18 protein-coding genes, 1 tRNA gene and 1 pseudogene are annotated in these 25,730 nt (G+C 47.5%); 5 read left to right on the forward strand and 15 right to left on the reverse strand.

Annotated features, from left to right (window positions below; all coding sequences use genetic code 11):
• Positions 1–999: 999 nt before the first annotated feature.
• Positions 1,000–1,971: a solanesyl diphosphate synthase gene (sds, locus tag QUA80_RS03755; protein WP_333421541.1), complete on the forward strand. Its 972-nt coding sequence runs from the start codon at positions 1,000–1,002 to the stop codon at positions 1,969–1,971.
• Between the two features lie 196 nt (positions 1,972–2,167).
• Here sds and QUA80_RS03760 read toward each other — a convergent pair whose 3' ends face one another.
• A complete protein-coding gene (locus QUA80_RS03760) occupies positions 2,168–2,632 on the reverse strand; it encodes a hypothetical protein (RefSeq protein ID WP_333421543.1) in 465 nt (154 codons plus the stop codon).
• Positions 2,633–2,783: 151 nt separating this feature from the next.
• Between QUA80_RS03760 and hetZ the strand changes: the two genes are divergently transcribed.
• The 3 genes from hetZ to QUA80_RS03775 all read left to right on the forward strand — a co-directional run bounded on the left by hetZ (position 2,784) and on the right by QUA80_RS03775 (position 7,664).
• The gene (gene hetZ / locus QUA80_RS03765) at positions 2,784–3,965 is read left to right on the forward strand and encodes a heterocyst differentiation protein HetZ (protein WP_333421545.1); all 1,182 of its coding nucleotides are present in this window, start codon (positions 2,784–2,786) and stop codon (positions 3,963–3,965) included.
• Complete coding sequence (locus QUA80_RS03770; protein ID WP_333421547.1) at positions 3,958–5,028, forward strand: hypothetical protein; 1,071 nt, start codon at positions 3,958–3,960, stop codon at positions 5,026–5,028. Before hetZ ends, QUA80_RS03770 begins: the two co-directional genes overlap by 8 nt.
• 272 nt (positions 5,029–5,300) lie before the next feature.
• Complete coding sequence (locus QUA80_RS03775) at positions 5,301–7,664, forward strand: transglutaminaseTgpA domain-containing protein (protein ID WP_333421549.1); 2,364 nt, start codon at positions 5,301–5,303, stop codon at positions 7,662–7,664.
• Positions 7,665–8,104: 440 nt separating this feature from the next.
• Here QUA80_RS03775 and QUA80_RS03780 read toward each other — a convergent pair.
• Together QUA80_RS03780 and QUA80_RS03785 are read right to left on the reverse strand one after the other, a co-directional pair.
• Positions 8,105–8,186 (reverse strand) — tRNA-Leu (locus QUA80_RS03780).
• A 390-nt stretch (positions 8,187–8,576) separates the two neighbouring features.
• Entirely contained in the window at positions 8,577–9,290 is a 714-nt protein-coding gene (locus QUA80_RS03785) for a peptidoglycan-binding protein (RefSeq protein WP_333421550.1), read from the reverse strand.
• 249 nt (positions 9,291–9,539) lie between these two features.
• On the opposite strand from QUA80_RS03785, the gene QUA80_RS03790 reads away from it, so the two are divergent.
• Positions 9,540–9,731: a hypothetical protein gene (locus QUA80_RS03790; RefSeq protein ID WP_333421552.1), complete on the forward strand. Its 192-nt coding sequence runs from the start codon at positions 9,540–9,542 to the stop codon at positions 9,729–9,731.
• A 65-nt stretch (positions 9,732–9,796) separates the two neighbouring features.
• Here the strand turns inward: QUA80_RS03790 and QUA80_RS03795 are convergent, their stop codons facing one another.
• The 12 genes and pseudogenes from QUA80_RS03795 to QUA80_RS03850 form a co-directional block, all read right to left on the reverse strand.
• Positions 9,797–12,217, reverse strand: a complete 2,421-nt coding sequence (locus QUA80_RS03795; protein ID WP_333421554.1) for a sucrose synthase — start codon at positions 12,215–12,217, stop codon at positions 9,797–9,799.
• 137 nt (positions 12,218–12,354) lie between these two features.
• Entirely contained in the window at positions 12,355–13,878 is a 1,524-nt protein-coding gene (locus QUA80_RS03800) for a carboxypeptidase M32 (protein ID WP_333421555.1), read from the reverse strand.
• 79 nt (positions 13,879–13,957) lie between these two features.
• Complete coding sequence (locus tag QUA80_RS03805) at positions 13,958–15,163, reverse strand: tetratricopeptide repeat protein (protein ID WP_333421557.1); 1,206 nt, start codon at positions 15,161–15,163, stop codon at positions 13,958–13,960.
• Between the two features lie 371 nt (positions 15,164–15,534).
• The gene (locus QUA80_RS03810; protein ID WP_333421559.1) at positions 15,535–15,876 is read right to left on the reverse strand and encodes a type II toxin-antitoxin system PemK/MazF family toxin; all 342 of its coding nucleotides are present in this window, start codon (positions 15,874–15,876) and stop codon (positions 15,535–15,537) included.
• On the reverse strand, positions 15,863–16,264 hold the full coding sequence (locus tag QUA80_RS03815) for a type II toxin-antitoxin system Phd/YefM family antitoxin (protein ID WP_333421561.1): 402 nt from the start codon (positions 16,262–16,264) through the stop codon (positions 15,863–15,865). Before QUA80_RS03815 ends, QUA80_RS03810 begins: the two co-directional genes overlap by 14 nt.
• A gap of 146 nt (positions 16,265–16,410) precedes the next feature.
• A pseudogene (locus tag QUA80_RS03820) lies at positions 16,411–16,578 on the reverse strand (tetratricopeptide repeat protein); the annotation flags it as partial.
• Between the two features lie 30 nt (positions 16,579–16,608).
• On the reverse strand, positions 16,609–18,399 hold the full coding sequence (locus QUA80_RS03825) for a tetratricopeptide repeat protein (protein ID WP_333421563.1): 1,791 nt from the start codon (positions 18,397–18,399) through the stop codon (positions 16,609–16,611).
• On the reverse strand, positions 18,396–19,739 hold the full coding sequence (locus QUA80_RS03830) for an ATP-binding protein (protein ID WP_333421565.1): 1,344 nt from the start codon (positions 19,737–19,739) through the stop codon (positions 18,396–18,398). The genes QUA80_RS03825 and QUA80_RS03830 overlap by 4 nt, the downstream gene beginning before the upstream one ends.
• Before the next feature lie 291 nt (positions 19,740–20,030).
• Positions 20,031–20,549 (reverse strand): Ycf51 family protein, encoded by a 519-nt coding sequence (locus tag QUA80_RS03835; protein ID WP_333421567.1) that lies wholly within the window; start codon positions 20,547–20,549, stop codon positions 20,031–20,033.
• Positions 20,550–20,568: 19 nt separating this feature from the next.
• Positions 20,569–21,645, reverse strand: a complete 1,077-nt coding sequence (locus tag QUA80_RS03840; RefSeq protein ID WP_333421569.1) for an adenylate/guanylate cyclase domain-containing protein — start codon at positions 21,643–21,645, stop codon at positions 20,569–20,571.
• Entirely contained in the window at positions 21,642–22,016 is a 375-nt protein-coding gene (locus QUA80_RS03845; protein WP_333151004.1) for a response regulator, read from the reverse strand. The genes QUA80_RS03840 and QUA80_RS03845 overlap by 4 nt, the downstream gene beginning before the upstream one ends.
• A complete protein-coding gene (locus QUA80_RS03850; RefSeq protein ID WP_333421571.1) occupies positions 22,009–25,725 on the reverse strand; it encodes a response regulator in 3,717 nt (1,238 codons plus the stop codon). The genes QUA80_RS03845 and QUA80_RS03850 overlap by 8 nt, the downstream gene beginning before the upstream one ends.
• Between the last annotated feature and the right edge of the window lie 5 nt (positions 25,726–25,730).

Here is a 25,730-nt window from a genome sequence, read left to right on the forward strand (position 1 = left end):
TGTCATTGGTTTTCTCACAGGATGGTCTTGGATCTTACATTCTTTATCTCTAGCACATCTTTAGAAAAATGGTATAACTTGTACCCCAGAAAATCACGGTGCCGGCAATTGTAAATAATAACCCTGCCTTTGTACGCAAGCATTCAAGGCAGGGTTATTATTGAGTATTCGGAATTCTCTGCGGTGAAGCCAGGGCACTGCTGCCGAATTCGGCTGCCGAGCAGTGCACTACTCGCCTAATCGAGTTATTTTAGCGCTGCGTTCGGCCAACATCAGCAGTACATAAATAGTCATTACATAGCCGGCGGCCAGAATGGGAATAATTAGAGGAATATCGCGATAAATCATAATTAGAACCAAAAGTCAAGGACTAGGAGGAGGAGGACAAGTTCAAGACCTACTACATTAAGTCAGCACGCAAGACAATGCCTTGGTTCTGAAGGCCGCTTTTCCATATCAAGCCTGCGGGAACATTTAGGCGCTCCCGGTCATCAACAATGATTTACTGCTTTACAGATGCTTAAACAGCCTAAAACTATCCACTTTAGCTGCTTTGAGCTACCGTGCAAATAAGATGCGCTACTCTTAACTTCTGGAAACTTTTAGCCGCGAGGAACTAAAAATCTGTCCCAGAAATTTTCGCTGCGATCGACTAACAAGGCTGGATCTACGAAACTTTTACAGGCACCTAAAAGTTACCTGCCAGTCTGGCTGTACTTAATGTATAGAATTGTTGAAATCCTTAATAGCCATAATAACACAGGGTTTCTGGGATTTAGAGATTTTTTGGCAGTGTCCTTAACAATTCGATACAATAGGGACAACCCATCTGGCCGGGGGCTACTCGTCGTCTCTGGCAGTCGGGTCACTCCCATCGGCTTGCAGATGACAAATAACTCGCGATCGCCTAAATTTTTCTTTTCTATTGCAGAGAATTACCTTAAAATAAAGATATGATATGTAAAATTTTGTTACTTTACGGCTTGAGTCGGCGTATCCATGATCTCTAGCACTCTCCTATTTTCCTCGGTTGAAGAAGACCTGCGACTGTTGACAGAAAACTTAAAACAGTTAGTGGGTGCCCGTCATCCCATCTTGTACGCGGCTGCAGAATACTTATTCGGCACAAAGGGAAAACGAGTGAGACCCGCAATCGTTCTGTTGATGGCCCGGACAACTATGCCCGATGGGGAAATCACGGAAAAACACCGCCGCCTCGCTGAAATCACGGAAATGATCCACACAGCTAGTCTAGTGCACGACGACGTGGTTGACGAGTCGGATCTGCGGCGGGGAGTGCCGACGGTTCACAGTCGGTTTAACAACCGAGTGGCAGTATTGGCAGGAGATTTTCTGTTTGCTCAATCTTCCTGGCATTTGGCAAATCTCGACAACCTGCCAGTAGTCAAACTGCTTTCAGAAGTGATTATGGATTTAGCTGAGGGGGAAATTCAACAGGGACTAAATGGATTTGACACCAGCTTGTCGATCGAAGCGTACCTAGAAAAAAGTTATTACAAAACAGCGTCTTTAATTGCCAATAGTTCCAAAGCAGCGGGCTGTTTGAGCGAGGTTTCAGTGGAAATAGCAGACGACTTGTACAACTACGGTCGCAACATTGGTTTGGCATTCCAAATAGTAGATGATATATTAGATTTCACCGCTTCAACGGAAACTTTGGGCAAACCAGCAGGCTCGGATCTCAGAAGCGGTAATCTGACAGCACCAGCACTATTTGCCCTAGAAGAAAAGCCTTTCTTGGAAGTTCTCGTCGATCGCGAGTTTGCTCAAGAAGGAGATATAGAGCAGGCCCTGGCACTGGTAGAAGATTCTAAAGGCATAGAGCGATCGCGAGAACTAGCAACAAATCACGCACAGAAAGCCGTCGAATACTTAGCTGCGCTGCCCCATTCAGAGTCCCGTCAAGCTTTGATTGATTTGGCTGAATACGTTTTGAGCAGACTTTATTAGAGGTTAAAAAGTTACACTTTTAGGACTTACGCAAGAAATTATTTTTTACACTATCTGTAGTGCTAAGGTGCGGTGTGCATCGCCCTACAGTTATAGTCTGCGCGTCCAAGACCGACTTTATTGGTAATGGGGAATTGGTAATGGGTAATGCCCAATACCTAATCCCCTATTACCAATTAATAGAAAATTGAGTTGTTTAGGCAATATCCGGCGGTGGAGCAGATCGATACTGTTGCAAGTAAACGTTAATTAAGCTCTGTATTTGCTCGCGAGGGATTTCCGTCCCCACTTCCTGATTGCCTGGACTTTCAAAAAAAACAATGCTGTCTAGACCTTCAAGAGCTATCATCTGAAATAAAATGTGAGTGACAGGCAAAGTCACCGGTCTGAGGCGATCGCCCCCAGCCGTAGCCGCCTGCGACGCATCTTTAAGACTGCTCCAAGCATAAATCACCCTCTTCTCCCGTCCCGGTTGCTTGAGATTGCTCAAAACCACGATCGCCCAACTTTGGTCTACCGCTTGCAGGATCGAGTAGTCGAGGTGCTGTAGCTGTTGGGCAATTAACACCAGGGCCGGAGCGATCGCCTTTAAGATTTGTGGGGTCGAACCGTCGGGCGGAGCTTTTTCGATCAGTGCTTGAATCTGTTGGTCTAAATCCATCAGTCAGTTAATTTGAGATTTGAGTTTAAGAATTTCAGGGTAACAGGTGGGAGTCCAAGTATGTGATACCCAGCACTGCCCACTATAAAATGTAAAATCCTAAATTTAAAGTCGCAGGGTGTGCTAGTTTCATTGTTAGCTGTAAACTATCATGCGGGAAATCTGCCAGAGCGTGGAAACCATCTTTCAACTGCTGTTAGACGAACTCAAAAAGTCCACTCGCGCGTCTGAGCAGAACTGCCGGGATGTAGCAGGACGACTCGCAGCAGAAGTCAACAGGATATGCACCGAAAGCCAGCGGATTCAAGCCTCTGGAGACATAGAAGGTTCGGCTCTAAGTCTCGCCCAGCACCGCTTGCAACAATGCCTCCACTATCACAATTTAGGTTCCGGGCCCGGGCGAGTAGAATTGCACAGTACCCTCAGCGCGATCGTCTATCGCTACATCACTCCTCCGCAGGTGCAGTCTAGCTATCAGGCGCGAGTAGAACTGATCAAAGATTTTTTGCAAGGATTTTATCTCGAAGCTTTAAAGGCATTCCGGCGCGAAACCCAACTGCCACCTACCTACAGTCCCCGCACTCGCTTAGAACTAGCAGAGTACATGGCTTTTGTAGAGCGCTTCGGCAAGCGGCGCATTCCTTTGCCTAGGAACCGCAGCCAGCAACTAATTATTTTACGGGCCCAAACCTTTTCCCAGCAGCAGCCCAAAGAAACGTCCGTAGATATGGAACAAGCCGCCGACGGAGGGGCTTCTGATTCCGACCAAACTTGGAATGACACCTCGGTGCACTCAGTGCGGGAAGCGATGGCCGGACAGGGTTCGGCGGCAATTCGTCCGCTAGGCGACGAGTCAGAATCTCTGCGGCAAAACGTGATTGACGAATTAGTCGCTTACTTGAAAGAGCGCAACCAACAAGACTGCGCCGATTACTTCGTGCTGCGCTTGCAAGACTTACCGACTAATGAAATAGAGTCGCTCCTGGGCATAACTCCCCGCCAAAGAGACTATTTGCAGCAGCGCTTCAAGTATCATTTGCTCAGGTTCGCCATGTCGCACCGCTGGGAACTCGTTCACCAGTGGCTGGAAGCAGACTTAGATCGAAATCTGGGTTTGCTGCCTTCTCAATGGCAAGATTTTGGTGAGCAAATTGGCCCAGAGGGACAGCGTTTGCTAAAGTTGAAGCAACAGGGTCTGTCAGAGTCAGCGATCGCCCAAACCCTCGGCAGCACGGTAGCCCAGGTACAGAAGCGGTGGTTTAAATTGCTGGAACTTGCGTGGGAATTGCGAAATCGTTCAGATTCCGGAGAAGGGGCATCTAGTGATGAATAACGAAACGAACAGGGATGCAGAGGCTTTCGAGCGCCATTTTTTAGACTGGATATTGCAGGCGCCAATAGCGAATGCCTCTAGCCAAGATGAGGAAAACCTCAATCCGCCCCCTCGCTCACAAGAGTGGGGCGACACAGAAGAGAATTCCGGGGTGGAATACTGGGAATGGGACGAACCAGACCCGCTGGACTATCAAGTGGGGGCGCACAGCAATGCACCCGCACAACCGCTGACAATTGGAGAAATACCGACCGTGCAAGACCGTTTTCAGACCTTGTTAAAAGAAAGGCTTAGAGCCGAAATAGAATCTAACCCCCCGCTGTTCCCCTGGGAAACAGAATTCAAAAGCTACGACCACGATTACCCAGACGATGTAGCCCCGCAATGGGTTCCTCCCCTACACCTCTGGACTCCCCAACTACAAAATATCAGGTGGGGCCGCCTGCCAATTCCGATCGCCCAAGAGGTTTTTGCTCAACTGCTAGAACCTTGTCAGGAACTGGTAATGTCGTCGCTACGGCAAGGCTCGAAGTTAGTTCGCGCTGTAGATGGCTTGTTTCCGGGCCAGTCTCAGGAACTCAACGAGTTAGCTGGTTTAGTGCTCAGAGGTTCTTTGCGGGGACTTCTAGATTTAGAAGATTTCCCGAATTACGAAGCAGCGAGTACCGATCAACAAATGGTGCTGTCTCTGTTGGCCGCCAAGGAAATCATTGAGTCTCTAACTTTGGATTGTCCTGTGAATCAGCCGCCGGTTTCGCGGGAGTGGCTGACTGGTTTGGGTTCGCTGACTCTGGAGGCTCAATACCTGTCGAACCCCAACAGAGAACAGCCAATGCCGTGTTTAAGAGTTGAGTGCCAATTTCCGGGGGCAGGAAGTTTGGAACTCAAGGGAGGAGATGCCGAAGCAACAGCACATCGTCCGAATTCCGGGCATTTAAGTGTGGAGTTGTTTGACCCACAACCTGACAAGACTTATGCCCTAGAAGTTCGATTCCAAAACTTCGAGACCAGACCTTTGATGTTTGCTATTCGTCCTATTTTGGCAGGACAAGATAGCAACTAAAAAAGTCTAATTAGAGTAAATAATTTAGGTTTTTACTCTGTGGTTTGACCTCACACAAAAAACAGATGCAATCCCTCGACTTCTGTCGTGGTAAGCGAAAAAGTTTAGATTTTAGTTCAAGCCCCAGATTCATCTGTGAAGTTAATCTGTGGATTCAATCTAAAATCTAATGACAGAGAAATAAGGTTTAGATATTAGTTAAAACCCAGATTTATCTGTGGATAAAATCTAAAATCTAAAATCTAAAATCTAAAATCGTTGGATGGGTGCACATGACAACTGATAACCTGCGAAATATACCTGTTCTGGGTAAACTGTGGGAGCAGATCGAGGCCATGCCTCCGCCGGTGGTTGAGGATTCTTTACTGCTGCGAATCCTAGTTCAGTTGTTGGTAATTGTGGGAATTGTAGCTACTGACGTTGCTGCTGAAGAAGCCCTGAACCTGTGGGCTGTGCCTGTTAGTATTGTGGGAGCAACTTGGAGTTGGTATCGCCGCCGCGATCGCAATGTAGCTGCTAAGTTCTGCATAGCTATTGGAATGCTGGTGGCGCTGTTCGCTTTTTTTAGCCGCTTGGTTGGAGAATTGAATGATACGCGGTTAGTTTTGGCGCAACTATTAATTCAACTTCAAGTGCTGCACAGTTTCGATTTGCCCCGCCGCAAGGATTTGGGCTATTCGATGGTAATCGGGCTAATTTTGTTAGGGGTAGCAGCGACTCTCAGCCAAACCTTGACTTTTGGGCCGCTGTTGTTGGTGTTTTTGGCTTTAGCGCTTCCGACTTTGGTTTTGGATTATCGATCGCGCTTGGGACTCTCAAAGGTAGAAAATAGAAAACAGAAGGTAGAAGGTCAAGAAAAAAACAATAACTGGTCGTTATTTGGGGCTACTTTGTCTCCCAAGTATTTTGGTTTTTTGCTGATGATAACTGTCGGGTTGGGGCTGACTATTTTTGCGTTTTTGCCGCGCCTCCCAGGCTATCAGTTGCGGACTTTTCCGGTGAGTGCTCCTATTGAATATCAGGGCGAGTTTGACTCCCGCAGCATTCTGAATCCTGGGTATGTCAGAGGGGGAAATAAAAAAGGGACTGGCGGAGGCAGTGGGAGAAACCCAGACTCGGGGCCAGGAGAGGTAGACTCTACTTTTTATTACGGTTTCAACCAGCGCATCAATCAAAATTTGCGGGGGGAAATGAAACCCCAAGTGGTGATGCGGGTGCGATCGCAGGCTGCGGGTTTTTGGCGGGTGTTGGGCTTCGACAAATACACCGGTCAGGGTTGGGAAATTTCTCGCAACGAACAAGCTCAAACGGTGAATAGACCTAGGTGGTCTTATCAATTTTATCTGAATCCTTTTCCCAATGCGCCTCGGACTCAAGAGGTGATTCAAAGTTATACTATTGTTGCTCAGTTGCCGAATTTGATTCCGGCTTTAAACAAGCCGAGAGAACTTTATTTTCCGACGACAGAGGTGGCAGTTGATGCGGAGGGGGGTTTGCGATCGCCTGTGGAATTGGCGGATGGTTTGACTTATACGGTGATTTCAAATGTGCCTTTTCGCGATCGCTCTTTGTTGGGTAAAACTGGTACTAATTACCCGAAAAATATTCGCAATTTCTATTTGGATGTGCCGCCGGAAATTGCCCAGAAGGTGCGAGAAAAAACAGAAGAAATATTGGCGGCAAGAACTAGAGTATCTCAGTCGGACAGACCGATAGATTCTCCTTACGAAAAAGCTTTGTACTTAGCTCAATATTTGAAGCAAAACCCGAATTACAAAATAGAAAAAGCCTTGCCTTACTTAGAAGAAGGTGAAGATTTAGTCGAGGGTTTTCTGTTTGGTTACAAAAATACCCAGGATGGCAAAAAAGTTACAGGTGGATATCCAGACCACTTTTCGACGGTACTGACAATTATGTTGAGATCGATCGGGATTCCGGCGCGAATGGCGGGCGGTTTCGATACGGGGGAATTTAACCCGTTTACTGGTTACTATGTTGTGAAAAATACCGATGCTTTCTTGATGACGGAGGTATATTTTCCCAATAATGGCTGGTTTGGTTTTAATCCGATTCCCGGTTATCCGCTGATTCCGGCTTCGGTGGAAGACAACCAGACTTTTAGTGCGATCGAATCGTTTTGGAAGTGGATCGCGGGTTGGCTACCGACTCCTCTCAGAAGCGGGCTGGATTCAGTTATAGGTTTTCTAATTGGCTGGATAACTTTGATTGTGGGCTGGTTTCTGGGACAATTTGCTAAGGGTTGGGTGGGGTTATTTACTGGTTTGATTGCTGCGATCGCATTTGGCTTTATTGGCTGGTTAATTTGGCAAGTGTGGCGCAAGTGGCGCCACCGCCGCTGGCTGGCGAAGTTGCCGCCGGTGGAGGGGGTTTATCAGGAAATGCTGAAGGATTTGGCGAGTAGGGGATTTGCCAAGCAGAAAGCTCAAACGCCTTTGGAGTATGCTGAGGCAATGCGCGGTAATCACGCAATTGATGAAGCTGAGGTGATTGATGAAGTTTCGCAAGCTTACGTGCGTTGGAAGTATGGCGGCGAAGCGGGTAATTTGAACCAGTTGCGGCAGTTGGTGGAAAATTTGAGGCGATCGCACTTAAAGAAACTGAAAAAGTTAAGATAAAAATCAGTGATTGAAGTCGCTTCTACAGAAATACGAGTTACTGTACAGAAGTGCTAAACGCGCCGCCAATGTTTCAACGACCATCCCGATTAGGGGTGGGTTGAAAGATCGGGATTTGGTTCGTTCTATGGAATGATGGGGTGAGTTTCAACAACCATCCCGACTAGGAGTGGGTTGAAAGTCCTATTATTGCGACTGAAGAGCTCGCAGCAAGCCATCGAGGTTTCAGCGATCGTTGTAGGTGGGTTGAAAGAAGGTTCAAGTTCTTTTTTACTCTCGTAACCAAGGTCGTCTATCAAAACCTTCTATTTGTCAAATGGACAGCATTCTGTCAACAGAGACAAATAATTTAGCAACACGGACAGCAACCTATCAACGCGGTCAAATAATTTGACACTCAACAATTGACACTCGACAAAATTTGGGAATACAATCTGCTATGCGGATAAAAGGACTTGAACCTTCACTCCTCTCGGAACCAGAACCTAAATCTGGCGCGTCTACCAATTCCGCCATATCCGCATTTTGAGACTTAAACACTATAGCACACAACAGAGCGATCGGTCAATCGATTTTAGATTTTAGATTTTAGATTGAAGAAAGCGACCAACTGATAAATCCGCAGGCTGATGACCACATTGCTCGATAGATTTTAGATTTTAGATTTTAGATTTTAGATTGAAGAAAGCGACCAACTGATAAATCCGCAGGCTGATGACCACATTGCTCGATCGATTTTAGATTTTAGATTTTAGATTTTGGATAGATAAAACAAAGCGACCTACTGATAAATCCGCAAGCTGATGACCACATTGCTCGATCGCTCAACATTGAGAAACCCGGTCATTTTTGGACACCGGGTTCAATCATGAGTTATCGCCACAGCAATTTTCCGTATTTTTCACTTGTCACTTACTTTTGGCCCAGCGCTTTCCAGGTTGTTTCGTCCACCATGCCGCTAGCCGTCAAACCCTTATACTGCTGAAAGTTCTTGACAGCCGTAGCAGTGCGAGCGCCAAAAATGCCGTCGATGGGACCGGGATCGTAACCCTGTATTTCCAAACGCACCTGTAGCGTCTTCACCTTGGAACCGACAGCGCCTTTATTTAAAAGAGTTGGAGGATTGCCAGGAACAGCAGCATTGCCCAGAATTGGAGCATTGCTCTGCACAGTTTCAGGATCAGAGGCCGGATCTGCAGCTAAAGCTGTCCAAGTTTCTTTGTCCACAATGCCGTCTGCCTGCAAACCCTTAGACTGCTGAAAGGCACGGACCGCTGATGTAGTGCGAGAGCCATAGGAACCGTCGATCGTCCCTACCTTGAAACTGTGCACCTGCAAGCGCTGCTGTATGGCTGCGACTTCTGGCCCGTCAGCTCCCGCCGAGATAGTTTTCTCCTTTCTCACTGGCGGCTGCTCGCCGGCGTAAAAAGGCTTGTTAAACATATCTTGTTGCGAATTTCCCTCGGCGGGCGATGCCGACGCACCCGGATCGGCGGGAGCGGCAAAGTCTCTGCGGTACTGTTCCTGCACCAAGGGTTGGGAGTCGAAGGCAGCAGTTGCCTTTCTGGTCAAGGCGGGAACGAGCAGAGAGATCAAGCTGAAAATTGTAACAGTAGTCACACGCATAAATTTTATCCTGTTAGTCATGTTTGACAAGGTTTCGCTGTTTTCAAGTTTCTCAATCTAATTGTATTACCCGGACTGCTTTCTGAGAAAGATAACAGAATGAAGAAGGAAGAAGGCTCTTCCACTTCGCGAGTGGGTAACAAAAAGTCCGAGGGAAGGGGTAATAGACCGCATTGGTTTGGGCCATTAAGAACTTTATAACCGTCGGGCGCGGTTGCTATATCTGCCACAGCTTCTAGAAGTTCGGCAATGGGGACTGCCGCACCCAGAAGTTATGAGTTGGAAGCAGGGACGGGTTCGCACTATTCCTCAGAAACCCGGTTGATTCCGAGATGTTTTGTTACTAAAGCCAATATTTTAGTAGAAACCGCGTTTCTTCGCCTCAGTCCTCTTGTAGAAAACCTGCTGTCATTCACAAATCTTTACGGGCGGGTTGTGTAAAAAGTCGATCGGTGAGAGACCAAGTTTTTTCGTTCAACCAGCCCGTAAGAAGCAAAAGTCGCCACTTATCGGTTCGCGTGTTCTGCCAATAAAGCCTTGGCTCTCGGCTTGTAAATCAGATAAAACAGCGCTTCTATGTAGCGGAGCATATCTTCGCGGTTTTCCTGGGACGAGTAGTTATAGAAACCGTAAGTCCGCGCCAGCGCCAGCAGCTTGGTCGTGTGAATTTTCCATGTATACGTGCTGTAAACTCGGTCAATTCCTCGCGTTGAAATTTCATACCAATAGTTGGGATTTTGTTCGCATTTCGATAAAAAATCTAGAATTTTTTGGGCGGTTTCCGGGTGGTTGGTCGGGTTGATATAAAACCCATTTACGCCATCTTGAATAATTTCCAGCGGGCCGCCAAACTGCGTCCCGAAAGTGGGAATGCCGGTAATCATTGCTTCGAGAATTGTCAAGCCGAAAGCTTCAAATAAGGCTGGCTGAACAAATATACCTTGGCCGTCGGCGATTACCCGGTAGATTTCGCCGGACAGACTGTTGGAAAGCCTCACTCCCAGCCAGCGAATTTTACCGTGAAGGTTGTATTGGTCGATAATTGCGTAAAGCTTTTTAATTTCTTCTGCTTCTTCGTAGTCTTCGGTTTCTTCGACGCGCAGCTTGCCAGCTACTAGAATTAAGTTGCATTTTTCTTGCAATTCCTGGCTTTTTCCAAACAATTCTGCTAAGCCTGTCAGATTTTTAATGCGATCGAGCCGGGCGATCGAAAATAAAGGGCGCTTTTGCGGGTCGTCGAGTTTTCCAAAGACTTGTTCGGGGTCTTCTAGAGTAAACAGGAGTTCGTTGAGCCGATCGCGATCGCCTTGCACCCGGTCTTCTATCCGCGTGTAAGGAAAGTATACGCTTTCGTTGACTCCCGGCGGCACGACGTTGAATTTAGGGCTGAACAGTTCAATCCCGTTGACAACGTGGTACAAATCCGGCATCGTAAAACAATGGTAAGATTCGTACTGGCCGACACTATCGGGTTTGCCCACAATCTCTTGATAGGTGCTGCTGACAATACAATTAGCTGCATTCATAGCAATTATATCGGCAGTAAATTGCAGCGCAAAATGGTATTTGTCCTCTGATTCTTGCCAGTAGAGATTGCTGAGCAAATATTTAGATTTTTCCAGCGCATGGGCAATATTGCACTGAGTAATTTTGAGTTTGCGAGACAGCAAAAACGCTACCAAGTTGCCGTCGGAATAGTTGCCGACAATTAAATCTGGCTTGCCCTGAAACTCAGCCAGCAGTTCTTTTTCTGCATCGATCGCGTAAGTCTCCAAATAAGGCCAAATCTCGAACCGCGAAATCCAATTTTGAGTCATTTTAGGATTAAAATCGCGGAAGGGAACCCGCAAAATCCAAGCATTTTCTGTGCCGTGAACTTTTTCCAAACGTTCGTTGCAGCGGGTGCCATCGCTGTTAGGAATTAACCGGGTGAGAATAATTACTTTAGGTTTGACGCCTAAATAATCGAGACCGGCAAGATGAATGTCTTCTTGCAGTTGTTTCTCTAAATTCTTGGCTTGATCGAGGACATAAACTACCTGCCCTCCCGTATCCGGCCGCCCCAAAACCCCTTCTTGGCCGAACCAGCCGTGAGGAGAAACTAGGACGATTTTGAAAATCATCGGGATACGAGAAATAAATGCTTCTAAGGTTTGCGGATCGGGGGAATCAATTAATTCGTCAAAAATTCCTAGGGTTTCATGTACGCGGGCTGCGGTATTTCCCCAACCGGCCTCCAAACCCATCATTTGCAGGACAAATCGAAATGTTTCGTAGGGTTCTTCTTGAGAAAGTTCGCTGACAAAGGTGAGGGCTTTTTTGACTTGTTCTGAAAGTTGTTCTTGAGATTTTATGCGATCGTTAATTAGTAACTGTACGCCGTTGCAGCGGTGAATCCGCAAGAAATTAAATAGAGTTTCCTGCCACTGTCTGGGGTCTTGAAACAGTTTGCTGGACAGGTATCGGTTGAGGAATTTCACTCCTTTGCCGATGTTTTTGGGGTCGCGAATTGTGGGGGAATAGTCGTAAAACGGGCCGAAATCTAGTTCGAGAATGTCGCCTTCTTGGGGGTGAAAGTGGTTGACGAAACGATCGCGCGCGTCGAGCAATTCTTGCACTGTCATCGGTTCGATTGTCAAGTCGTCTCCAACTCGCACTATTTCTATAGTAGCAATTTTTGGCCGCACCAGGACGCAAAGGCTGCCATCTTCGAGAATAATTTCCTGAACGCAGTAAATCAGTTTGCTCAAATGAGAAGATTGATGGAACTGTTCGGGCTTTTCGTATTTGGTGCAGTAAGCCGCAAAAGCATTAACTATGTCGTTTCGCAGTAAATATTTCTTTCCCAAAGCCCGTAAATCGCTGGCAAACTGACGCAAGTCCGTTTTTTCGTCACTGCCGATAACAGCCTGAAACAGTTCGGACATATATATATATACTCCCTTATTTAAGATTTTTGATGCCGCTGTGAAAATAGGCGATACTGTCTTAGTATCGCCATTTTTTTTATGCTACTACTTTTTTTAATGTCATTTTAAAGTCTGCAAAGTGAACTTGCTATCTCTCAAATGACATAAAATTCCCCGTATTTGTGGCGAATGTAGCGGATAAAGGGATCGATAGTTAAAGGTGAACCTGTAACCCGATCGATCAATTCGACGGCAGTGTATTTGCGGCCGTGCTGATAGATATTTTGTTTTAGCCAGTCGTGGAGTACGGTAAAATTGCCCTGTTCTATTTCTACGGGAATTTCAGGATTGAGTTTTACTGCTGTTTCGTAGAATTGGGCGCTCATCAAGTTGCCTAGGGTGTAACCTTGGAACATTCCGCCGATCGTACCAACATACCAGTGAACATCTTGCATCGCGCCTTCGCTGTCGGTAGCGGGGACAACGCCGAGGTCGGTTCTATAGCGTTCGTTCCAGGCTTCGGGGAGGTCTCGCACTGCTAGTTTTCCCTCTACCATTGCCAATTCTAGGTCAAAGCGGATGGCGACGTGGAGGTTGTAGGTTACTTCGTCGGCGTCAGTGCGGACGAGCGATCGCGAGACTTTGTTAATTGCCCGGTAAAATGCGTCAGTGGATACGTGTCCCAACTGTCGCAAAAATACGCCTTGGAGTTGCGGGTAGAAACATTCCCAAAAACCGCGGCTGCGCCCGACCAAATTTTCCCAAAGTCGCGACTGACTTTCGTGGACGCCCGAGGAAATGCCGCCTGCCAGAAGCGTGCCTTCAAATTCCGGGGAATTTCCGAGTTCGTAGAGGGCGTGTCCGGCTTCGTGGATGCTGCTGAAGAGTGCTTGATCCAGGTGGTCTTCGTAGACGCGGGTGGTAATTCGCACGTCGTCTATGGAGAAGTTGGTCATGAACGGGTGCAGGGTGGTGTCTTGCCGTCCCCGCTGGAAGTCGAACCCCATGCGTTCTACGACTGTGCGGGTGAATTCTAGTTGCTGGGATTCTGGGAAGTTTTGGTGCAAGCAGGAGTCGTCGGCGGGTGGTTGGGAGGTGATGGCTTCGACTATCGGCACTAATTCTTGACGCAGTTTGGCGAAAAGCGGGCGCAGCAGGGATACTTTCATACCGTAGTCGCTGCGATCGATCAACGGATCGGCGATGTGTTCGTAGCCCGGGAAAAAATCGGCGTACTGCCTGCTTAATTCTAGGGTTTTTTCGAGATAGGGCTCGACGGCTGCGAAGTTGTTGGCTGTTCTGGCTGCGGCCCAAGCTTCGTAGCAGTCGGCTTGGTGGCGGCAGAGTGCTGACATGAAGGTTGCGGGTACTCTGGCGGCGCGATCGTAGTCTCTGCGGGCGATGCGGATCAGGCTGGCTGCGGTGGAGTCGTAGGGGAGGGTTTGTTCGTAGAAACGCAAGTCTTCTAGAAGTTCACCTATTTTTGGGTCTGTAAATTTTTCGTGGGATATTTGTTTGAGTGTAGCCAACTGGCGGCCTCTGGCACTTGCACCTTTGGCGGGCATATAAGTTGCTTGATCCCAATGCAGCAGCGAAGAGGCTGATTCGATGTCGTTAACTTCTCTGAGGTGGGCTGCTAGTTGAGCGAATTTTGCTTGAGTTTTGTCTAGGGTTTGCATGATGGGGGTTTATGGTCCTGTTTTGCCTACAACGGTTGCAGTGCGGCATCCGTATCCATCAATCATTGCTACCCTGAAATCAAGCTAAAAACCGCACTTCTTCCCGTATTGTACGCAATTTAGAGTCATTTTTGCACTGTTTTCGGTATTTGTCGGGATTGAGTTCGATCGCTTTGGATAAGTTTTCGATCGCCAGCCTGATGCTTTTGGCTACAAGTTCCTGGCTGTTTGCGATCTCGCCTGCTTGTTTTTCCAGGGCGTACACGCAAGCTTTTTGATAGTACAAGTTTGGATCGTCGGGTGTGAGTGCGATGATTTTATCGTAGGAGGCGATGGCTTCGGTAAATCGTTGAATGTTTTTGAGGGCGATGCTGCGGTTGTACCAGGCTTCGATGTTGTCTGGCTGCAACTCTACGGTTTTGTCCCAAGAGGCAATTGCTTCTTCAAAGCGCTGTAAGTTGGCGAAGGCTAAGCCGCGGTTGTACCAGGTTTCGCTGTTGTTTGGCTTGAGTGCGAGGGCTTTGTCCCAAGATGCGATCGCAGCTTCAAATTTTCCCATTTGTGCGATCGCCGTGCCGCGTTTGTTCCAGGCTGCAGCGGAATTGGGTCGCAGTTGCAGGGTTTTGTCGTAGGAGGCGACGGCTTCCGGGTAGAGTTTTTGGTCGGCTAGGGCTAAGCCGCGGTTGTACCACGCTTGATGCAAGTCTGGTTTGAGTTCGATCGCTTTGTCGTAGGAGGCGATCGCGGCTGTATTTTGGTCGCATTTTCTGAGGGTAAATGCTTTGTTGTACCAAGCTTCGCAGTAGTCTGGTTTGATGGCGATCGCTTTGTCGTAGGAGTCGATCGCTTCTGAGAATTTTTCTAAGCTGACGAGGGTGTTGCCGCGGTTCGTCCAAGCTTCGGGGTAGCTGGGCTTGAGTTCGATCGCCTTTTCGTAGGATGCGATCGCTTCTGAGAGTCTGTCGAGCTTCCGCAAAACGTTGGCGCAATTGTACCACGCTTCGGGATTGTTTGGTTTGATTTCTAGGGATTTGTTGTACGCTGCGATCGCTTCTTCTAGCTGCCCCAATTTTTTGAGGGCTACCCCTTGGTTGTACCGCGCTTCATAAAATTTTGGTTCTAGTGCGATCGCTTCTTCCCAAGATTCGATCGCAGCTTGGAATCGTCCCATTGCTTCTAGGGCGTTGCCGCGTTCGTACAACAAAATTTCAGCCTTTTGGGTGTTGGCTGCTATGGATTTTTCCCCTGAGTCGATCGGCTTTTCTATGCTTGCTAATTTTTGCAAGGGGTTTCACCTCATTTTCTCTCTAATTGATTCTTTTCTTTTTTATCTGCGATTTTTTTCGCCTTTTAGTGCTTTTGAGCGCGACTATTTGGTTATTTATCGCAATTTTACATGAATTTTGGAACTTTTTCAATCTTTTGCATATTAGTCCTATCTCTTCGATTTGTAGGTATAGATTAATACTGTTTTTTTAGATGACTGCGTAGAATAGAGTAAAGGGCGATCGTACTGAGGTATCACAAACCTCACCCAAGATATAACAGGACTTACAGATCCACCCTATTTGTAGTGCATTGCGACCCTTATTACTACGGGTAGTGTAAAAATTTAAAAGTTGCGTAAGTCCTGATATAATTTTCACCTATAGGCGATCACTTACTTAGCAAATTGCAGAGCTTTTCAGCAATTTGAGCCTGTGTATTTGATGATAATTCACCCAACTCACGTTGAACAACCACTGTAGAAACAGTCACCAGTTGATGCAGCCTGATAGTAGATGACACCCGCAGCCCCGAAGCCTGAAAGTCGGGATGAGAAGCTTCTAATACGATATCTGTTTCCAGTAGATTTGTGGGCAAGCGACTTGTAATATAAGCAAGAATAATATGGCGTCGTGCTCCCAAAGGGTTAGTCAAACAAGCTGCTGGACGCAGTTTGTTAGCCGATAAATCATCATAGGGAAACGGTACTAGGAAAATCTTACCCTTGGTCATGGAATGGTTTACCGTCAGCTATGGTATAAATGTCTTCTTCTGGGTCTAGGATCGAACCAAAATCAGGATCGATTGCTACTGTTTTAATCCATTCAGGGTCGTGGAAGGGCAAGCCATCAGCTAAAGTGTAGATATCTTCCGCTGAGTCTCTCAGAGAATCAAAAGCTGGATTTGCGATCGCAGCTTTTAGCCATTCATATTCTTCGAGTTTTGCTTTGTTAATTAGGGCGGCTTCTAGGGCCTCCAGTCGCTTCAGATCGGCATAAGTAATGATAGCAGCGATCGCCCTTCCTTCCTGTTCTATGACAATTCGTTCTCCAGTATCCTCGACACGGGCGATGAGTTCGGGAAATCTGTCATTGGTTACGGTTACATTGAGTTGAGTCATCTTTTACCTCGCTACTAATTCTTATATCATATCGTGTCCGCTAGCTTCGGTTGAAAAGTGTTTTTGATGCTGTTGGGGCTGGTTTTACCAACAATAATTGCCAAAACTGACAATCTCATAAACCCGCCCCGCCCAATGGCAAATCCCTATCCTTGAATCAAGGCTTGAAATTGAGGGTGCGATCGAATGCTGTCAAAATCCGAGTCAGTTTTTGCCATTTCTCGGTATTTGTCAGGATTCAGATTGATGGCTTGCTGTAAATTCTGAATTGCTTGGTCAATCTGACTCTGTAACGCATAGCAGCAAGCTTTATTATAAAATGCTGCGTGATCATCTGGTTTGAATTATAAGGCTTTGTCGTAGGAGGCGAGGGCTTCTTCCCATCTTCCTAATTTACCCAGTGCATAGCCCCGATTGTACCAGGCTTTGTGATAATCTGGTTTGAATTCTAAGGCTTGGTCGAAGGAGGCGAGGGCTTCTTCCAACCTGCCTAAATTACCCAGTGCAATGCCCCGATTGTACCAGGCTTCGTCATCATCTGGTTTGATTTCTAAGGCTTGGTCGTAGGAGGCGATCTCTTCTTCCCATCTTCCTAAATTACGCAGTGCAATGCCCCGATTGTACCAGGCTTCGTGATAATCTGGTTTGATTTCTAAGGCTTGGTCGTAGGAGGCGATCTCTTCTTCCCATCTTCCTAAATTACCCAGTGCAACGCCCCGATTGTACCAGGCTTCGTGATAATCTGGTTTGATTTCTAAGGCTTGGTCGTAGGAGGCGATCTCTTCTTCCCATCTTCCTAAATTACCCAGTGCAACGCCCCGATTGTACCAGGCAAGGTGAAAATCTGGTTTGAATTCTAAGGCTTTGTCGTAGGAGGCGATCGCTTCTTCCCATCTTCCTAATTTACCCAGTGCATTGCCCCGATTGTACCAGGCTGCGTCTTTATCTGGTTTGATTTCTAAGGCTTGGTCGTAGGAGGCGATCGCTGCTTCCAATCTTCCTAACTTACCCAGTGCATTGCCCCGATTGTACCAGGCTTTGTGATCATCTGGTTTGATTTCTAAGGCTTGGTCGTAGGAGGCGATCGCTTCTTCCAACCTGCCTAAATCATCCAGTACAATGCCCCGATTGTACCAGGCTTCGTGATAATCTGGTTTGATTTCTAAGGCTTTGTCGTAGGAGGCGATCTCTTCTTCCAACCTGCCTAAATTACCCAGTGCAACGCCCCGATTGTACCAGGCTTCGTCTTTATCTGGTTTGATTTCTAAGGCTTTGTCGTAGGAGGCGAGGGCTTCTTCCCATCTGCCTAAATTACGCAGTGCAATGCCCCGATTGTACCAGGCATAGTCATTATCTGGTTTGATTTCTAAGGCTTTGTCGTAGGAGGCGAGGGCTTTTGCGTATTCTTCAGCAGAGTCATGCAATAAACCTTGTTCAAAAAACAATTCAGCTTTTTGTTCTGATGTTTGCCGTTCCTCATCAATTAAAGATTGAACGATCACCAATTTCTGTTTTCTTTCTTGGGAAGTCAAAGCTAGATAATCTTCTAGATTCCTTCTTTCCCAACAAGCCTGCCTTGATTCCTGTTGCAGCAGTTCTTTATCCATCGACAACTTAAACAAACTAGATCGCCAATCAAAGAAATCCGGGGCCCGCTGAATAAAATAATTAATGGCAAAACGAGGCAAAATAAACACAAAGCAAATCTTAAAATCATCTCTAAACCTTTCCCGCTGCTGGTTTAAATTAATTAAAACCGGCGGCACACCCCGCCAACTATAAGAATAAATATCCTTGCTTTCCCATCCGAGATCTTTTTTTTCTTTCTCATATTCATAAAGTGAATATTCTAAGCCTTTCACAAACAGGATATTAATTGCATCTCGTTCTGGCAAATCTTCAATGATCTTATAAAAATTATAAACAGACTTATCCAGCGCCAACACCTCAATCTTTTTCTGCGGCACATCCGCTTGAACTTTCGCAATCAAGCGTTCCCCTTCCGCAGGCGAACACTCAACAAACAACAACCGGAAACCAGTAGTCCGTTTGAGAGTGCGTACCAGAGTTTGATATTCTTCCTCTGGTTCTGCTGGCGGTAAATCTTCGTCCCAATCAATTATTTCTGCTGTCATGGCTGAAGTATAGCGACTGCTTCCTTAAATTCCTGAATGCCTTTAATTAGCGGGTGAACGTCATACCAATTCTGCATCTCTCCTTCTTCATCATAGTATCGGTATTCCAAAATACAGCGGTTAAATAGCAAATTGCGGTGCTGTTCGTCATTAAGTATCCGGCGAGAAACAGATACTTTTGCTAAAATTGACCAGTCATCTTTGTCAGCGGTTCTGCGATAGACATTCCGCGCTTTCGTAATCGCCCTTTGGGCCGCTTTTGCAGTAATTGGCAAATCATCTGTCTGATTTATGGCTTCTTGCAACATCAACAGCAAATTTCTAACGTGACCCCCGCTCATCAAGCACAATTTTTCTAGCGTTTCTCTGGTGTCAAACCATTCTGTTTCTAATTCTAAAGATAAATCGGGAGCGACTTGTTTCACCCGCTTCTCAATCACCTCTTTCATTTTAGCAAGTCCCGCGTGATTAACTTCACCGCTGGGATTGCGTAGCATAATCATCGGCAGCACTTGCGGAGCATTATTATAATTAATGCTCAAATTGGCAGCGCGGTTGGAATGCACCATCGAAATCGGTACGGTGTAAACGACGTGACAATCTAAAGCTTTGAGTTGTTCGCTGCGGTCTAAAAAAATTTCGTCGAGATTGCTGCGTTGTCCTCCGTCTTTAGAAAACGGCACAATCCGGTCTAAATTATCGGCAATTATTGCCAGTTGTGAATATGGGGCGGGCAACTTTTTTTTAGCATCGCGAATAAACTGATTCAGCGCCTCAAGCAGCGTTGTGGTGTAGGGATTAACTTTTTCTCTAATTTTTTGGCGCAGACTCGGTTCGGTTCTCACATTCGCCGTCAGTTTGGAAAACTGAGCAATTTGCATTTCTAAGCTCAAGGTTTCAAAAGACACTTCTGTCAAGGCTAACTCTTTTAAATCGTTCCAGCGGTTTTTCATCCAATCGAGCAAAGGTTTCGAGTCAGCATCTTTAATTATTTCTAACAAGTGTCTGGTGCAAGCCAGCAAAATATCTGTATATTCAGTATCTTCGGGATTAATATCTTGTTCGTCAGCGGCGAAATAAACTACAAAATAGCCTTGTTCTGTTAAATATTTTTCTAGCCTCCGCAATTCGGTTGATTTTCCCGCACCGCGATGTCCGGCATACAACTGACAAGTCATCTTTTGGGAACGCTGAATATTGCGGCCCAAGTCTACGGTAATATTGTCATCTCCCCGCACTTCTCGACAGTCAACATATCGCGGGTCGCCTGCTGGTAAAGGATAATATGGGTTGCAAGTATTGTAGAGGTCTGTTAGTAATTTTTCGGAATTTTGAGTCATAATTTGATATTTATTTTATAAAATTTAATTTTTGTTGCAGCACTTACGCACTACGACCAAAGAAACCGGGTTTTTTACAGAATCTGCGGGTTACAACTGAGCTCTTTCAGTATTATCATGAACAGGCAAGATGCCTGTTCCACAAAGAGTGAGTTTTCTTGTGGGGTGGGCTGGAAAGCCCGCCCTCCCAAGACTTATTGAGAATGGCGCAAGATGTGAGTTACAGCGCGTAAAAAACCCGGTTTCCGATCTCCGATGCGTCAGTCCTAAGAATGCTGCTGCACCCTATTTTTAAGCTTGATATTTTTTCAGAATAGCAACTTTTTCGGGGAAGATTTCGATCGCCATTTTGTCATCATCACGAGTCGCGAGCGATCGCCTCACTTCGCCCAAAAACAGCGGCTGCGACAGCCCAGGCTCGGGATGTACAATTGTCCGAACCCGGATTGTCAAGTAGTCTCTGCCCCTTCCAGACCGCCCTGGAGAGTACAAATCCGCAGCCGCTTGCCGCATCGTTGCTTCTAACTCGGATTCGGCGATCGAAGGTGGCACGGTAATTACTGTTTGAGCGTTGCCAGTATCGTAAACTAAAGAATAACGCACGGCACCGGGAATTTCGGTGCGAGTAAACAGTCCCAAACCGAGACCGAATATACTCGCAGCGACTACTCCCATAAAGCTTGTCACTCCTACTAATCGGAAGCGAAAACCCCATTTGAAGATAAATGCTATAACTGTTAGAATAGCTAAAGCTACTGTCAGAATTCCCGCCCATTGGGCGTACATTAAAAGGTTAGAATTTACGTTCATCTGTCAATTTGGTAATTGGTCATTTGGTCATCAGTCGTGAAACGTTTCGCGCCACAAGCAGATAAGTCATCATATCGCCTTTGCCCTTGACTGGAATCACGCCGCGCTCTTCAAAAACGTACTTATCGCGCAGGCGCTCGTAGGTAGCAACTGTCACCTGAATGCTGCCGGCGACGCCTTGAGATTCCATCCGGGAAGCTGTATTTACCGTATCTCCCCACAAATCGTAAGTAAATTTTTTAGTACCGATTACCCCAGCTTCTACCGGGCCTGTGTGGATGCCGATGCGGATGCTGAGCGGCTGACCTCCCTTGGTACGTATCTTTGTCATTGCTGCTAGAATGTCGATCGCCATTTCGGCGATTGACTCGGCGTGGTTGTCGCTGGGCGTCGGCAAACCGCCAACCACCATATAAGCATCGCCGATCGTCTTAATTTTCTCAAGTCCGTAGCGATCGGCCAACTCGTCAAAAGCCGAAAAAATCTCGTTGAGCAACTCCACCAACTGGGCCGGCGACAAATGAGCCGAAAGCTTAGTAAAACCCACCAAATCGGCAAACATCACTGTTACCTCAGCGAAACTGTCTGCGATTGTACTTTCCCCCTGTTTGAGGCGCTGCGCGATCGCCTTCGGTAAAATATTTAACAGCAAACGCTCGGACTTTTCTTTTTCCTCCGCCAACTCCCGTAAATACGCCTGTTCCTTATCCCGCAGGCGCTTCTTTTCCAGACAAGCGCTAATCCGAGCCTTAAGCAATACCGGATTGAACGGTTTAGAAAGATAATCCTCCGCCCCCAACTCTATACACCGCACGATACTGTCGATATCGTCCACTGCCGAAATCATAATCACCGGGATGTAGCGCAACTTCTCGTCCGCCTTCAGATTTTCCAGCACCTGATAGCCGTTCATTTGCGGCATCATAATGTCTAGAAGAACCAAATCAAAAGGATCTCTTCGCAACAGTTCCAGAGCTTGGAGACCATCTTCAGCAACAGTCACCGCGTGGCCTTGACGCTGAAGTCGGCGGGCCAGCAAATCGCGGTTTACCTCATTGTCGTCAACAACCAGCACGCTGCCCTCGTCACCTTTCATGTCATAGCCTCTTTCAGAAGCGTTTCAATTTTACTCAAAAGTCTGGGAAACTCGACCGGTTTGGTGTCGTAGTCGTTGCAGCCTGCGGCCAGACACTTTTCACGATCGCCAGCCATTGCGTGAGCCGTCAGCGCAATCACCGGAATCGCGCTAGTTTCGGGAGCCGCCTTAATTTGCTGGGTTGCTTGCCAGCCGTCGAGGACTGGCAGACTCATATCCATCAGAATCAAATCCGGTACTTTCGCAAGCGCCATCGACACCCCCTCAGCACCGTCAACAGCGATAAAGACCTCGTGTCCCTTGCGGGCCAGACGCCTGGAAAGCATATCCCTGTTCATTTCGTTATCTTCGACCAACAGGATTTTAGCCATTGGTGTTCTCCTTGCCTTTCGAGTCGTACCTGCGATCGAACCTGTCATTCACTATAGAGCGAACATCGCGCAACAAAGTATCGCAACTGTAGACTCCCTTTTGTAGCACCCGATCGACACAACCGTTTAGCTGCTGGCTTTCGGCCGGTGTCAGGTCTTTCCCAGTGAGCACAACAATCGGTATTGGATCTCCAGAGTAGGATTTGCGAAGTTCGCCGATCAACTCAAAACCATCCATTTCTGGCAACATCAAATCCAGCAGGATCAGATGCGGTCGGGCAATTTCTAGCTGAGAGAGAGCAGCGCGCCCGCTGTCAGCTTCCGTTACTGTCCAGCCTTGTCTTTCTAGTATGCGTCGCAGTATTCCCCGCGTGGCAACGTCGTCTTCCACAATTAGAATCTGACAGGTCAAATTGTTATTTGCAACGCCGTCTTGGTCGCGTCGGTACTTGTTCAACAAGGCAGCCAGCCTTTTGCCGTCCACTGGTTTGGTGAGGTAGTCCGAGGCACCCAATGCAAAGCCGAGGCTTTTGTTGCCAACAAAGGATAGCAGGATTACGGGAATTTCGGCAAGGTCTGGATCTGCCTTCAGCGCTGAGAGTACCGCCCAGCCGTCCATTCCTGGCATGATCACGTCGAGGGTAATGGCGTCTGGCCGCAGTTGCTTAGCCAGCCGGAGAGCTTGCTCGCCACCGCCGGCGACTTCTATGTGCAGTCCTTGGCGAGCGAGGGCGCGCTGGATCAAATCCCGCGAGATCGGGTCGTCGTCAACTACCAGCACCGTGCCGACAGCGGGGGCGACCGGAGGGCTAGTGCTGTCGCGGACTTTGTTGGGGATTTCCGGGTGTTTGATGGCACTGGGCAAGAGTACGGTGAAAGTGCTGCCCTCGCCCAAGGTGCTGCTGGCCTCAATGCTGCCACCCATCATATGACAGAAGCGCTGGCTGATAGCTAGTCCCAAACCCGTGCCGCCGTACTTGCGAGTAGTCGAGGCGTCAGCTTGGGTGAAAGGTTGGAAAACTCGCTGCAATTGCTCTTTTGTCATGCCGATACCAGTGTCGGCGACACGGAAACTAAAAAATTCGGAGTTGGAAATTAAAATTTGGGAAGATTCTTCTTGATTTTTCATTCTTAAGGGTTCATTTTTAATTCTTTCCACTCCGATCGCAATTCTCCCGTTTTGGGTGAACTTGGCAGCGTTGCTGAGCAAGTTCAGCAGCACTTGCCGAACTTTGGTCATGTCCGCGTGCATGGTGTCGAGGTTGTCTGGACAGTACACTTCTAGGGTATTACCGTTTTTCTCGACCAGCGGCCTGGCCGTGGCGACAGCACTTTCAATTAAGGCATGGATGTCGAAGGTTTCTAGGTAGAGATCCATTCGGCCTGCTTCAATTTTAGATATATCTAGGATGTCGTCGATCAGGTACAGCAAGTGTTTGCCCGCGCTGCAGATTTTTTCGAGGTCGGGGACGGATTCGCAACTGCCCAATTCTTCGGCTTCTTCTTTGAGCATTTCGCTGTAGCCGATGATGGCATTCAGGGGTGTTCGCAGTTCGTGGCTCATGTTGGCGAGAAATGTGCTTTTTGCCCGATTGGCGGATTCTGCTGCTTCTAGGGCTGACTTCATGGCGGATTCTGCAAGTTTGCGATCGGTGATGTCTTGGACTGTGCCTTCGTAGTACACAACGCTGCCGGTTTCGTCGCAGATGCTGCGGGCGTTTTCGGAAATCCAGATCTTGCTGCCGTCTCGGCGGTATATTTGGGACTCAAATTTTGAGACTTGGCCGCGCGCGACCAATTGGGCTGCGAACTCGGCGCGTCGCTTGGGGTCTACGTAAAGTTGGCGGTTGAGGTTTACCAGTTCCGCGAGCATTTGGGTAGAGGATTCGTAGCCGTAAATGCGGGCTAGTGCGCGATTGGCACTGAGGTAGCGCCCGTCTGGGGTGGTCTGGAATATGCCTTCGACTGCGTTTTCAAAGATGCTGCGGTATTTTGTTTCGGCTTGTCTCAAGGCTGCTTCTCCTCGCTTGCGCTCTAGGACATTGGCGAGCATTTCTCCTACCATTTTTAGCTGTGTCGATATTTCGTTTGCTCGACCTGCTGTTTGCTTTAAGCCATCGAATCCGAGAAATCCTACTAGGTTTTTACTACAAATTAGGGGAACAATTATCAGCGATTGAATATTTTTTAGCTGTCTTTTAAATTCTAAATTATTGATATAAGCGCCTATCGAAGGTATTGAGGCGATTGCTGTTTGATTGGCTGTTGGGGATGGGGATTCTGTCTGGAATTGGGCGGGATTTTGACGGATAAAATAGGCAATTTCGGCGATCGCTGGGGGCGCGAGTTCGCCGATTTCTGGAATATAGAGGCATTCGGCGCGATCGAGTTTTTCTGCGATCCAAGGGATTTGTGCGATGTCTATTTGTTTGTCGGTGCTGTCTTTGATTGCCGGAATGCTGCCGGCGCACCACTCGTAGGTTTTGTCGGCGCGGGTTTTGTCTTCTGATAACAGGTAGATGTAACTGCGGTTAAAGCCGGTGAAGGTGGCGATCTCTTCGATAGTTCGATCGATGCTTTTGTCTATTTCTGATAAGGGCTGGCAGATAAAATTGGTTGACAAACTGGCAATCAACTGAGCGAATTTTACTCGATATTCTAAAGATTGTGCTACTTTTTTGCCATCGGTAACGTCTCGAAAGCTCCAGACTCTGCCGACTGTTTGCGCTCCGACTTTTGAGGGCAACGAATTTAATTCGAGAATTTTTCCGTCTTTAAATTCTAATAATTCGCGGATTTTAGTATCTGGATTTGCCGACACTTCGATCGCGTTTTGGAGAAATCTTTGGGGGTCTTTTAATTGTTCCCGGGCGTTGGGGAATTCTGTGTCGATCGGTTTTTTGACAGTGCCGAAGGTTGATCGGCTCAACTTTCCCGGGCTGGCGGACAAACCCCACATCTCGACAAATTTCTGATTGTAATTGCATACGTTGCCGTTTCTGTCAACCGCGAGAATTCCAGCATCTGTAGATTCTAGAACTGCTTGCAGCATCGAGAGCGGTTCTTGGTATTTTCTAATGTCAAAAAACACCAAGACTGAGATTTCGCCCCCCTCAACTGCGGGATGGAAGCAATAGGAAACTGGTAAAATCTGGCCGTCGCGACACAGAAACTCGTCGTCCCAATTGCTGCAAGGTTGACCGGAGGCGATCGCCTCTTGTAAACCTTGTGTAGGTGCGATCGTCGCACCTTCATTGTTGCTGGGTGACTGTTTCGGATCGTCTGTCAAAAGTGCGAATTTCTTGCCTTTCTTTTGCTTCCCGATGCGTTCTAGCAGGGAAACACCTGCAAGTTCCGACTCTCGCCACCCCAGCAAGCGTTCGGCCTCTGGATTCACCGAAATTACAAACCCTTTCGCGTCAAGGATACACAATCCCGCCCCCAAACTGTTGACACTTGCCCGCAGTCGATCGAATTCTGAAGCTGTTGCAGAGTCTTGAGGGGACTCGGGCGAGGACGCAAAATCAGGGCTAGCCACCGACTGGGAACTCAAACAAGCTTGCAGCAGCGGTTCCTGCTGGCTCGTCGGAGTTCCGTCGTAGCTACAACTTACTTGCTCTAAGAATAGCTGCCACTGCTCGGCAGTGGGAGGGGGAGACTCCCGGGCTAAACCGAGCTGTTCGAGTTGGCGCTGGAGGTGGGGATGCATAATTT

The organism is Microcoleus sp. F4-D5, assembly GCF_036704885.1.
GTDB lineage: Bacteria > Cyanobacteriota > Cyanobacteriia > Cyanobacteriales > Microcoleaceae > Microcoleus.

What these genes read in the sequence shown, in the direction of transcription:
- sds (WP_333421541.1), top strand. Translation starts at nt 1,000, where the DNA reads ATGATCTCTAGCACTCTCCTATTTTCCTCGGTTGAAGAAGACCTGCGA.
- QUA80_RS03760 (WP_333421543.1), bottom strand. Translation starts at nt 2,632, where the DNA reads ATGGATTTAGACCAACAGATTCAAGCACTGATCGAAAAAGCTCCGCCC.
- hetZ (WP_333421545.1), top strand. Translation starts at nt 2,784, where the DNA reads ATGCGGGAAATCTGCCAGAGCGTGGAAACCATCTTTCAACTGCTGTTA.
- QUA80_RS03770 (WP_333421547.1), top strand. Translation starts at nt 3,958, where the DNA reads ATGAATAACGAAACGAACAGGGATGCAGAGGCTTTCGAGCGCCATTTT.
- QUA80_RS03775 (WP_333421549.1), top strand. Translation starts at nt 5,301, where the DNA reads ATGACAACTGATAACCTGCGAAATATACCTGTTCTGGGTAAACTGTGG.
- QUA80_RS03785 (WP_333421550.1), bottom strand. Translation starts at nt 9,290, where the DNA reads ATGCGTGTGACTACTGTTACAATTTTCAGCTTGATCTCTCTGCTCGTT.
- QUA80_RS03790 (WP_333421552.1), top strand. Translation starts at nt 9,540, where the DNA reads ATGGGGACTGCCGCACCCAGAAGTTATGAGTTGGAAGCAGGGACGGGT.
- QUA80_RS03795 (WP_333421554.1), bottom strand. Translation starts at nt 12,217, where the DNA reads ATGTCCGAACTGTTTCAGGCTGTTATCGGCAGTGACGAAAAAACGGAC.
- QUA80_RS03800 (WP_333421555.1), bottom strand. Translation starts at nt 13,878, where the DNA reads ATGCAAACCCTAGACAAAACTCAAGCAAAATTCGCTCAACTAGCAGCC.
- QUA80_RS03810 (WP_333421559.1), bottom strand. Translation starts at nt 15,876, where the DNA reads ATGACCAAGGGTAAGATTTTCCTAGTACCGTTTCCCTATGATGATTTA.
- QUA80_RS03815 (WP_333421561.1), bottom strand. Translation starts at nt 16,264, where the DNA reads ATGACTCAACTCAATGTAACCGTAACCAATGACAGATTTCCCGAACTC.
- QUA80_RS03825 (WP_333421563.1), bottom strand. Translation starts at nt 18,399, where the DNA reads ATGACAGCAGAAATAATTGATTGGGACGAAGATTTACCGCCAGCAGAA.
- QUA80_RS03830 (WP_333421565.1), bottom strand. Translation starts at nt 19,739, where the DNA reads ATGACTCAAAATTCCGAAAAATTACTAACAGACCTCTACAATACTTGC.
- QUA80_RS03835 (WP_333421567.1), bottom strand. Translation starts at nt 20,549, where the DNA reads ATGAACGTAAATTCTAACCTTTTAATGTACGCCCAATGGGCGGGAATT.
- QUA80_RS03840 (WP_333421569.1), bottom strand. Translation starts at nt 21,645, where the DNA reads ATGAAAGGTGACGAGGGCAGCGTGCTGGTTGTTGACGACAATGAGGTA.
- QUA80_RS03845 (WP_333151004.1), bottom strand. Translation starts at nt 22,016, where the DNA reads ATGGCTAAAATCCTGTTGGTCGAAGATAACGAAATGAACAGGGATATG.
- QUA80_RS03850 (WP_333421571.1), bottom strand. Translation starts at nt 25,725, where the DNA reads ATGCATCCCCACCTCCAGCGCCAACTCGAACAGCTCGGTTTAGCCCGG.